General features: G+C 57.0%; 9 protein-coding genes. 2 read left to right on the top strand and 7 right to left on the bottom strand.

What is annotated here, in order from left to right:
* Positions 1-119: 119 nt before the first annotated feature.
* From pssA to G7W63_RS13730, 4 genes are all read right to left on the bottom strand, one after another.
* Positions 120-977: a CDP-diacylglycerol--serine O-phosphatidyltransferase gene (gene pssA, locus G7W63_RS13745; protein WP_166259142.1), complete on the bottom strand. Its 858-nt coding sequence runs from the start codon at positions 975-977 to the stop codon at positions 120-122.
* A gap of 110 nt (positions 978-1,087) precedes the next feature.
* Complete coding sequence (gene ilvC / locus G7W63_RS13740) at positions 1,088-2,104, bottom strand: ketol-acid reductoisomerase (protein ID WP_166259139.1); 1,017 nt, start codon at positions 2,102-2,104, stop codon at positions 1,088-1,090.
* 63 nt (positions 2,105-2,167) lie between these two features.
* Positions 2,168-2,659 carry an acetolactate synthase small subunit gene (gene ilvN / locus G7W63_RS13735; protein ID WP_166259136.1) on the bottom strand — a complete coding sequence of 164 codons (492 nt, stop codon included), beginning with the start codon at positions 2,657-2,659 and terminating at the stop codon, positions 2,168-2,170.
* Positions 2,660-2,664: 5 nt separating this feature from the next.
* Positions 2,665-4,383: an acetolactate synthase 3 large subunit gene (locus tag G7W63_RS13730; protein WP_166259133.1), complete on the bottom strand. Its 1,719-nt coding sequence runs from the start codon at positions 4,381-4,383 to the stop codon at positions 2,665-2,667.
* A gap of 519 nt (positions 4,384-4,902) precedes the next feature.
* Here G7W63_RS13730 and G7W63_RS13725 point away from each other — a divergent pair.
* Complete coding sequence (locus G7W63_RS13725; RefSeq protein WP_166259130.1) at positions 4,903-5,346, top strand: DUF4124 domain-containing protein; 444 nt, start codon at positions 4,903-4,905, stop codon at positions 5,344-5,346.
* A 48-nt stretch (positions 5,347-5,394) separates the two neighbouring features.
* Here the strand turns inward: G7W63_RS13725 and clpB are convergent, their stop codons facing one another.
* From clpB to rluD, 3 genes are all read right to left on the bottom strand, one after another.
* Complete coding sequence (gene clpB / locus G7W63_RS13720; protein ID WP_166259127.1) at positions 5,395-7,971, bottom strand: ATP-dependent chaperone ClpB; 2,577 nt, start codon at positions 7,969-7,971, stop codon at positions 5,395-5,397.
* 189 nt (positions 7,972-8,160) lie between these two features.
* Entirely contained in the window at positions 8,161-8,913 is a 753-nt protein-coding gene (gene pgeF / locus G7W63_RS13715) for a peptidoglycan editing factor PgeF (protein ID WP_166259124.1), read from the bottom strand.
* Positions 8,903-9,880 (bottom strand): 23S rRNA pseudouridine(1911/1915/1917) synthase RluD, encoded by a 978-nt coding sequence (gene rluD, locus G7W63_RS13710; RefSeq protein WP_166259121.1) that lies wholly within the window; start codon positions 9,878-9,880, stop codon positions 8,903-8,905. The genes pgeF and rluD overlap by 11 nt, the downstream gene beginning before the upstream one ends.
* A gap of 170 nt (positions 9,881-10,050) precedes the next feature.
* On the opposite strand from rluD, the gene G7W63_RS13705 reads away from it, so the two are divergent.
* Positions 10,051-10,881: an outer membrane protein assembly factor BamD gene (locus tag G7W63_RS13705; protein ID WP_166259118.1), complete on the top strand. Its 831-nt coding sequence runs from the start codon at positions 10,051-10,053 to the stop codon at positions 10,879-10,881.

The following is a 10,881-nucleotide window of genomic DNA, read 5'->3' as shown; positions in this document are numbered from 1 at the left end:
CGAAGGAGATGCGCATTCTACAGACACCCACTCAGGTGTCAACGGGGATTTTGGAAAAAAACCGCTAAATTCTGGCTTGCCCCCGCATTCGGTCAGGCACTGCTCAATATGGTGAATTTTTAACCAGACTTATCCGCATCTTTCGGCTCGGGGCTATTCTTGGGCATGGCTGAAACCGCGCTCTTACGCGACTTTCTCATCAAAGCGGTAAACGGCCCGGATAGGGCGTAGGCCAGGAACGTTACGAACAGCACCGTGCCCGGATCCAGCGCAACCACCACAAAGATCAGCACCACCAGCAGAATAGCTGCGAAAGGCACCCTTCCCCGAAGATCCAGATCCTTGAAGCTGCGGTAAAGGATATTACTCACCATCAACACGCCCGTGCCACCAACGACAATAATGGTGAGCAAAGTGAGCCAATTATTGGGTTCGAACTCGTGGAAGAACCAAACCAGCCCTGCCACCGCCGCGGCGGCCGAGGGGCTTGGCAAGCCAACGAAAAACTTCTTGTCGATTGAGCCAATCTGGGTGTTGAATCGGGCCAGCCTGAGCGCCGCTCCGGCCACATAGATAAAAGTAACGGCCCAGCCGACCTGGTCCAGGTTATTGAGGGACCAGAAGAAAGCGACCAACCCCGGTGCGACGCCAAAGGCAACCATATCGGCAAGGCTGTCGTACTCCTCACCGAACTTGCTCTGAGTGTTGGTCATTCTTGCTACCCGACCATCGAGCCCATCCAGAACCAGGGAAATAAATATGGCGATGGCTGCATTGTCAAAAACCCCGTTTGCTGCCGAAACAATGGCATAAAACCCTGAAAACAGGGAGGCAGTTGTTAATGCGTTAGGCAGAAGGTAAACACCTTTTCGCCGGACCGGCGCTCCTTCCACGAACTCCTCTTCGACCACCTCTCCCGAAGCCAGGTCCTGGTCTGCCAGCGACTCGTTGTCTGAGTTGTCTTTATTTACAGTCATTCCGTTCATCCAGCGAATATTTGAGTGAAGTATAACGTATCAGGCCCAGCCGTTGTTCGACCATAAAAAAACGCGGCCCTGAGGCCGCGTTTTCATTACGCTTTCCTAACTTAGTTCTTTTCTTTATCCACAATTTTATTGGCGGAAATCCAGGGCATCATTGAACGGAGTTGCTCACCGACTATCTCGATGGGATGCTCAGCATTCTGACGACGGCGAGCAGTCATGGAAGGATAGTTGGTGTTGCCCTCCTGAATGAACATCTTGGCATACTCACCGCTCTGGATACGCTTGAGCGCATTACGCATGGCTTCGCGGGACTGCTCATTAATAACTTCAGGCCCCGTCACGTACTCACCGTACTCCGCATTGTTGGAAATGGAGTAGTTCATGTTCGCGATGCCGCCCTCGTACATCAGGTCAACAATGAGCTTGAGCTCATGCAGGCACTCGAAGTAAGCCATTTCAGGCTCGTAGCCGGCATCAGTCAGGGTCTCGAACGCGGCCTTGACCAGCTCGACGGTACCGCCACACAGGACTGCCTGCTCCCCGAACAGATCGGTCTCGGTCTCGTCCTTGAACGTGGTTTCGATGATTCCGGTCCGTCCGCCGCCAATGGCGCTGGCATAGGACAACGAAATGTTCTTGGCGTTGCCGGATGCATCCTGGTGGATAGCGATCAGGTCGGGAATACCGCCGCCGCGGGTAAACTCGGTGCGCACAGTGTGACCAGGCGCCTTGGGTGCGATCATGATGACATCCAGATCCTTGCGGGCAACAATCTGGTTGTAGTGCACGTTGAAGCCATGGGCAAAGGCAAGCACACCGCCCTGCTTCAGGTTCGGCTCGATGTGGGTCTCATAAATCGCTTTCTGGTTCTCGTCCGGCGCAAGCAGCATGACGATGTCAGCCTCTTTGGCCGCTTCAGCCACGCCCTTAACGGTAAGACCAGCAGCCTTCGCCTTGGCCGCTGAAGACGAGCCCTCGCGCAGCGCGACCACAACATCAACACCTGACTCTTTAAGGTTGTTGGCGTGAGCGTGGCCCTGGGAACCGTAACCGACAATGGCCACTTTCTTGCCCTGGACAATGGAAAGATCACAATCTTTATCGTAGTAAACCTGCATGACAAACCCCTGTTTGCGTTATCTGGCCTCAAAGGCCATTAGTAATCGTAATTTTTTGAGCACTTAAAGACTCAGAACTTTTTCACCGCGGGCGATACCCGACACACCCGAGCGCACCACTTCCAGCACACCAGCAGGCCCCACAGCCTGTATAAAGGCATCGAGCTTGTCGCTGTTGCCGGCCAGCTGCACCGTATAGATAGTGCTGGTAACGTCCACAATCTGGCCGCGAAAGATGTCCACGGTGCGCTTGATTTCCGCACGCTGTGAACCGGTGGCTTTCAGCTTGACCAGCATCAGTTCACGTTCGATGTGGGAGCCTTCGGTCAGATCCACCAGCTTCACCACTTCAATCAGTTTATTGAGCTGCTTGGTGATCTGTTCGATAACCTTGTCTGACCCGGATGTGGTAACCGTGAGGCGCGACAGGGTCTCGTCTTCAGTGGGCGCGACGGTCAGGGTTTCAATGTTGTAATTGCGCTGGGAGAAAAGACCAACCACCCGCGACAGCGCACCCGGCTCGTTTTCCAGCAATACAGATATGATGCGACGCATGGTTATCAGACCCTCTCCGTTTTGCTGAGCCACATATCCTTCATGGAACCGCGCGCTACCTGCATGGGGTAAACGTGCTCAAACGGATCCACATAGATATCGAGGAACACCAGCTTGTCTTTCATGGCGAAGGCTTCGCGCAGTTTGGGCTCAAGCTCTTCCTTCCTGTCGATCCGGATGCCAACGTGGCCATAGGCTTCGGCCAGCTTGACGAAATCCGGCAGGGATCCCATGTAAGACTGGGAGTGACGGGACTCGTAGTTCATATCCTGCCACTGCTTAACCATGCCCAGGGCCTGGTTGTTAAGATTGACGATTTTAACCGGCAGGTTGTACTGGCTACAGGTGGACAGCTCCTGGATGTTCATCTGGATACTGCCTTCCCCGGTGACACAGACAACTTCACTGTCGGGGTAGCTGAGCTTGACGCCCATGGCTGCAGGTAAACCAAACCCCATGGTCCCCAGGCCGCCGGAATTGATCCAGCGATTGGGCTTGTCGAACTTGTAGTACTGGGCTGCGAACATCTGGTGCTGGCCCACGTCCGAGGTCACATAGGCGTCGCCGTTGGTGATCCGCCAGATAGCCTCGATCACTTCCTGAGGCTTGATATGGGTGTCACTGGTTTCGTAGCGCATGCCATGGAAGGCACGCCACTCATCGATCTGCTTCCACCAGGACTTCAACGCTTCGGCGTCGGGCCTTTCCTTGCTTTCCGCCACCAGGCCAAGCATTTCCTTTAGCACCGCATCAACGGGTCCGACGATTGGCACGTCCGCATCAATGGTTTTGGAAATGGAGGCCGGATCAATATCAATATGAACGATCCGCGCACCAGGACAGAACTTTTCCGTAGCATTGGTGACCCGGTCGTCAAAGCGGGCGCCGACGGCCAGGATCAGGTCCGAATGGTGCATCGCCATATTGGACTCGTAAGTCCCGTGCATACCAAGCCAGCCCAGGGACTGCTTGTCCGTCGCCGGGAAGCCGCCGATACCCATGAGGGTATTGGTGACCGGAAAGCCAAGTTTATGCGCCAGCTCGGTCAGTTCCTTCGAGGCCTTACCCAGCACCACACCGCCACCGGCGTAAATGATGGGCCGCTTGGCCGCCATCAGCATGTCGACGGCTTTTTTGATCTGGCCGGCATGACCTCGGATGGCCGGGTTGTAGGAGCGCAGTTTCACCTTCTTGGGGAAGACGTACTCGTAGCGCTCATTGGGCGTTGTCATATCCTTGGGGATATCCACCACAACCGGTCCGGGACGGCCGGTGGAGGCGATGTAATAAGCCCTGCGAATCACCTCTGGAATCTCTTCCGGGTGGCGGACGCTGATGTTGTGCTTAACCACAGGCCGGGAGACACCGATCATATCGGTTTCCTGGAAGGCGTCTTCCCCTATCAGGGTTGACGCGACCTGGCCACACAGAACCACCATAGGAATGGAATCCATGAAAGCGGTAGCGATGCCGGTGATGGTGTTGGTAGCGCCTGGACCTGAAGTCACCAGAACGGTACCGGGCTTGCCGCTGGCACGGGCATAACCGTCAGCCATATGGACGGCGGCCTGCTCGTGGCGAACAAGTATGTGTTTGACTTTATCCTGTCGGAACAGCGCATCATATATATGTAATGCTGCACCGCCCGGATAGCCGTATATGTATTCGATACCCTCATCCTGAAGGGACCGGATCAGCATGTCGGCGCCAGACAATAGCTCCACGTTTTCTACCCTCTATACGAGTGAATGTGCCGGGATGGCCCCGGTTGCCTGGATCTCCGGCCCTGCGCCTCTTTTGGAAGGCAAGCCGGATATTCCGCCACACTATCAGACGAGAGGTTGTCTCCTGGCCAACCGCGCTCCTGAGGGTGCCGGAGGACGGTTAAACACCGGGTTGCTGAAAGCAACGACCATTCCGCGACAGTTGCGCGGAGCGTTCAGTGTGGTAATCACGGGGAATACTGCTCGGGATTGCCTGCCGCATTGACCCCTATTTTCAGGCAGTCGGTAATTTTGACAGCCGGAAACTCTCTGTCAATAGCGCAGAGACGATTAGCTGACAAGTTGGTACGGAAACAGAACATACTTAGCGCACAGATTTGAACTAAGCTTGGGCAAACGCAGATTATCCGTGGCACCATGGGTCTACCTGCACACAGGAGGCAGCTGAGTGCTTCTTTTTTCAGCGTTCCCTGTTTTTCAGCAATTCCGACTTTCGGAAAACGTAGTGTGAGCGTACCCATGAGCATAAAAATTCTTGTTATGGCCACTGTGGTTATTTTAGCCCCTGCCCTGGCTTCCAGCGCTTCGGTTTATAAATGGACCGACGATGAGGGCGTAACCCACTTTGGCGACCGCCAGCCGACCGGACGTGAAACTGAATCCGTCAAGTTGCGCTCGGGCACGTCCAGCAAGCTGAAGCAGCCCCCTAGTGCCCAGGAACAGCTGGAAAGCCTGACTGCAAGCCAGCAGGAGGGCCAGCAACGAGAGGCAGAAACCGCCCAGGAAGAAGCCCGGCGCAAGCAACGTACCGCCAACTGCGAAACAGCCCGCAGTAACCTCAACGTCCTCGATTCAAACGCCCGCATCAAGGTGGAAGAAAATGGCGAACAGCGCTACCTGGGGCCTGAGGAAATCGCAGAGCAAAGCGTTCGGTTTCAGGAAATAGCGGACGCTAACTGCTAGTCAACGCAAGAAGCCGGGCGGCAACACAGGTCCGCCCGGTCACCTTGGTCAGCCTTTGGTGAAGGTCAGCTTGCCGTCTTCCACCGTTCCCCGGATGGCATCGCCGGGCACGAACTCACCTTTCAGCAAGCGCTGGGCAAGCGGGTTCTCGATCATCCGTTGGATGGCCCGCTTGAGCGGCCTTGCGCCATACACCGGGTCGTACCCCACTTTCGCAAGCAGGTTCATTGCCGGCTCGTCCAGCTCCAGGGTCATGTCCTGATCCTTCAGGCGCTTGTTCAGCAACTCGATCTGGACCTTTGCAATGCCCTGGATCTGGCTTTCTGCAAGAGGATGGAAAACCACCACCTCATCCACGCGGTTGATAAACTCGGGGCGGAAGTGGGTCCCGACCACTTCCATGACCGCCTGCTTCATGTCCTCGTAATTATCTTCCCCGGCTTTCTGCTGAATGATGTCTGAACCCAGGTTGGAGGTCATGACGATGACGGTATTGCGGAAATCCACCGTACGTCCCTGGCCATCGGTAAGCCGGCCATCCTCAAGCACCTGAAGCAGGATATTGAATACATCAGGATGAGCTTTTTCGACCTCATCCAGCAGCAAAACCGAGTAGGGCCTGCGACGCACCGCTTCAGTCAGGTACCCGCCTTCTTCATAGCCCACATAACCGGGAGGCGCACCAATCAGCCTGGCTACCGAGTGTTTCTCCATGAATTCGGACATGTCGATACGCACCATGGCCTCTTCCGTGTCAAACAGGAACGACGCCAGGGCCTTGCAGAGCTCTGTCTTACCTACACCAGTGGGGCCGAGGAACAGGAACGAGCCATTAGGCCTGTGAGGGTCTGACAGCCCGGCGCGGGAACGGCGCACCGCATTGGCAACCGCTTCCACAGCCTCATCCTGGCCGATAACACGGTTATGAAGCTCGGCCTCCATCCGCATGAGCTTGTCCCGCTCCCCCTCCAGCATCTTCGACACAGGAATACCGGTCCACTTGGAAACCACCTCGGCGATTTCTTCGTCGGTGACGCGATTCCGGAGAAGGGTCATTTCCATCATTTCCGCCTGACTGGCCATATCCAGCTGACGCTCCAGCTCTGGAATGCGACCATACTGCAGCTCAGACATTTTGCCCAGGTCGCCGGAGCGACGCGCGGTTTCCAGATCAATACGGGCCTGCTCGAGCTGACTCTTAATTTTCTGGGAGCCATGCAATGCAGCTTTTTCGGTGTTCCAGACCTCCTCCAGATCAGCGAATTCACGCTCGACACCTGCGATGACGTCATTAAGTTCGTTCAGGCGCTTGATGGAGTTGGGGTCGGTTTCCTTCTTCAACGCCTCCCGCTCAATCTTGAGCTGGATGAGACGGCGTTCGAGCCGGTCCAGGGGCTCAGGTTTGGAATCCATCTCCATACGGATCTGGCTCGCGGCCTCATCCACAAGATCAATCGCTTTGTCCGGTAACTGCCGGTCGGCAATGTAGCGATGAGATAACCGGGCCGCCGCGATAATGGCCCCGTCGGTCACTTCCACCCCGTGATGGACCTCGTAACGCTCTTTCAGCCCCCGGAGAATGGCAATGGTGTCTTCTTCATTGGGTTCGGAGACGAGGACTTTCTGGAATCGCCGCTCCAGGGCCGCGTCTTTTTCGATGTTCTCGCGATATTCGTCCAGGGTGGTCGCGCCCACACAATGAAGTTCGCCGCGGGCCAGGGCTGGCTTGAGCATATTGCCCGCGTCCATGGAGCCTTCGGCCTTGCCGGCACCCACCATGGTGTGAATCTCGTCGATAAACAGGATGATACGACCTTCCTGCTTGGACAACTCGTTCAGCAATGCTTTGAGCCGCTCCTCGAAATCGCCACGGAACTTGGCACCTGCCAGCAGCGAGCCCATATCCAGCGACAGCACTTTCTTGTCCTTAAGACCTTCCGGAACTTCGCCGTTGACGATTCGCTGGGCCAGACCCTCAACGATGGCCGTTTTACCCACGCCAGGCTCCCCGATCAGCACCGGGTTGTTCTTGCGACGACGCTGGAGCACCTGAATCGTGCGCCGGATTTCGTCGTCACGACCAATCACCGGGTCCAGCTTGCCGTCCCGCGCACGCTCCGTCAGGTCGATAGTGTACTTGGCAAGGGCCTGGCGGTTTTCCTCCGCTCCGGGGTCATCCACCCCTTCGCCACCACGGACCTCGTCGATGGCGGCCTCGAGCGCCCTTTTGTCCAGATTGTTTTCACGCAGAACTCGCCCCAGGGTACCGCGGTCTTCCAGCGCAGCTAGCAGCATGAGCTCACTGGAAATGAACTGGTCGCCGCGTTTCTGGGCGGTCCGGTCGGCAATGTTGAACAAGCGCCCCATATCGTTGGACATGGCGACGTCACCCGCTGAGTTAGGCACCTCGGGCAGGTTGTCTATTTCACGGGCCACCGCTTGCCTGATACGGCCCGGGTCTGCCCCAACCTGCTTCAGCAGGGGCTTGATGGAGCCGTCCCGCTGATCCAGAAGCGCCTGCATCAGATGCAGGGGCTCAATAAAGTTATGGTCCTTGCCAACCGCAATGGACTGGGCATCAGCAAGTGCTGACTGCAGACGGCTGGTGAGTTTATCGATTCGCATAATAAGGTATCCCTGATTCAGTGGTGCGGGCGCTTCCTATGGCCCTGCCCCGCTCCAACCTGAAGGGAGCGGTAACAGAGTGTGCTTGAACAGGCACAGCCGGAAACGCCGGGTCATGCCCTTAATGTAGGGACGGGAATGGGGACTTCAAGCAGTAGGAGAGAAATAACGTCAGAAAATTGACGCCAGTCAAGTTAACCAGATCAACGTGGCCATGCGGCCGGTTTTTCCATCGCGGCGATAGGAAAAGAAGCGGGCCGGATCAGAGACTGTGCAGATGCCCCCGCCGTATATCTGCGTAACGCCCGCGCGCCTGAGGCGCTGTCTGGCCAGCTCCCAAAGATCAGCCAGGTAATGCCCGGGCCGATCACCACTTACGGTAAAGGCCTGACCGGCATCCGGATAAGATGCGACAAAGGTTTCACGGACTTCAGGACCAACTTCGAAGTGCCGGGGACCAATGGCCGGGCCAAGCCAGGCCATCAGCTCGTGGGCCGGCGACAGGCAGGCCACCAGTGCCTCCAGGACGCCTCCGCTGAGCCCACGCCATCCGGCATGAGCGGCACCTACCCGGGTGCCGCTGACATCACACAGCAGCACCGGCAGGCAGTCTGCGGTCAGAATGGCACAGGCCTGATTGGGCGTAACCGTCATGCAGGCATCGGCGCAGGGTGTTTCGATACGGCTTGCGCCATCGGCCCTGTGGACGTGATTGCCATGCACCTGCTCCAACCAGTGGATTTGAGCGGGCTCAAGGCCTGCATGGCTGGCCAGTAAACGTCTGTTGGCCATGACATGGAGCTCATCATCAGCCACATGACTGCCCAGATTCAGTGAATCCCAGGGTGCGTCGCTCACGCCCCCCAACCGGGTGGTGCTTAGTGCCCGGACCGACGCCGGGGCAGGCCAGTCCGGCTTCAGCACCGGGAGATCAGTAGGCATCGGCAGCGATTTCCCTCACATGTGCACGCAGGGCCTCTATCAGAACGTCCATATCTGACGGCCGGGCTACTTCCCAACTGAGTGTTTCACGGTTGACCGGGTGCTCCAGTGTCAGCCGACGGGCGTGCAGTGCCTGGCGATGAAAACCGGCCAGCACGTCACGGAGTGCATCGGTGCTGCCTTTTGGCAGGCGCAAACGACCGCCATACATCTGGTCGCCAACCAGAGGGTGCCGCACATGGGCTAGGTGAACGCGAATCTGGTGGGTGCGACCGCTTTCCAGCTTGCAGTGGATATGCGTATGGGCGGCAAACCGCTCCTGCACCCGATAGTGAGTCACCGCCGGTTTGCCGGAAGGGACCACCGCCATTTTCTTGCGCTCACGCGGATGCCGGCCAATGGGAGCATCAACCGTGGCACCCCCGGTCATGGTACCGACCACCACGGCTTCGTATTCCCGCCCCATAGTCCGGGTCTGCAGCTGGTCAACCAGCGAGGTATGCGCAACCAGACTGCGAGCCACCACCATGATGCCGGAAGTGTCCTTATCGAGGCGGTGCACAATTCCCGCCCTAGGCAGATTCTCCACCTCGGGGGCGTAATGTAGGAGAGCGTTGACCAGGGTGCCGTCGGCATGACCTGCGGCAGGGTGAACCACCAGGCCAGCTGGCTTGTTGATCACCAGCAGGTGCTCGTCTTCGTAGACAATATCCAGGGAGATGGACTCAGCCTGCCAGGTGACCTGGGCCTCAGGCTCGGCATCCAGGTGAATGTGATCGTCCAGCATGACCTTGTCCCGAGGCTTATACTGCTTGCCGTTCACCGTAAGGGCACCGGCTTTGATCCAGCCCTGGAGCCTGGAGCGCGAGTGCTCCGGCAAAAGTTCGGCGACGGCCTGGTCGAGGCGGCGATCGCTAAGCTCAGGGGGAACCTGAAAATCGGCAGTAATTCGGTTATCGGAGGTCATTCACGCCCCAGGCGGTTGAAGATAGTAAGAAGAACCGGGTCTTCTTGTTAAAGACCCTGGCACGGATGGCAGAAAAAGCCACGTAAAGGTGAACGGACCCTGCACACGGAGCTTTAACCCCGCTACAATGTCGAGCGCTCAACACGTTTTTCATTATACGGGATTCCGGCATGAGATCAGGTTTTCGATTACTCCTATTGTTCGTTTTTGTACTGATCAGTGCCTGTTCGTCCAATCAGAAAGAAGAAGTTCTGCCGGAAGAAACCTATTACGAGAACGCCCGTTCAGCCATGAAGTCCGGCAACTTCAATGAAGCCGAGAGCAACCTCGACTCACTGGAAACCTACTATCCGTTTGGGCGCTATGCCGAGCAGGCGCAGCTAGACCTCATTTATGCCCGCTATCAGAACCTCGACCTGGAAGGCTCCCGGGCAGCGGCTGACCGCTTCTTGCGCCTGAACCCCCAGAGTGAGAATGCTGACTACGCCCTCTATATGCGGGGCCTGGCTTCCTACAACCTTGATATCAGCCTAGCGGCCCGGTATTTCCCCATTGATGTGTCAGAGCGTGACCCGGGCGAGCAGCTCAGGGCCTTCCGTGATTTCTCGGAACTGCTGAACCGCTATCCGAACAGTGATTACGTGGCCGATGCCCGCCAGCGCATGATTGCGGTCCGTAACCGGATGGCTGAACAGGAATTGCACGCAGCGCGCTATTACATCAAGCGTGAAGCCTACGTGGCCGCCAACAACCGGGCCCGCTATGTGGTGGAGAATTTCCCGTCTACGCCGGCCACGGAAGAAGCCCTGATCATTCTGGCAGAAACCTTTCAGTTCATGGATCTGAAAAAGGGCGCGGAAGACGCCATCCGACTCCTGGCACTGAACTATCCTGACAGCGACGCTTTTAATGAAGACATGGAGTTCCAGCCTTCTATTCTCAAGCGGGAAGACCGCTCCCTTGGCAGTGTCGTGACCTTTGGTCTGATGGGCGACGAGTAA

Origin of the sequence: Marinobacter salicampi (genome assembly GCF_011074795.1) — a bacterium.
Taxonomy (GTDB): Bacteria; Pseudomonadota; Gammaproteobacteria; order Pseudomonadales; family Oleiphilaceae; genus Marinobacter; species Marinobacter salicampi.
Note: the sequence above shows the minus strand (reverse complement) of the source record. Positions and strands in the feature narration are given on the sequence as shown.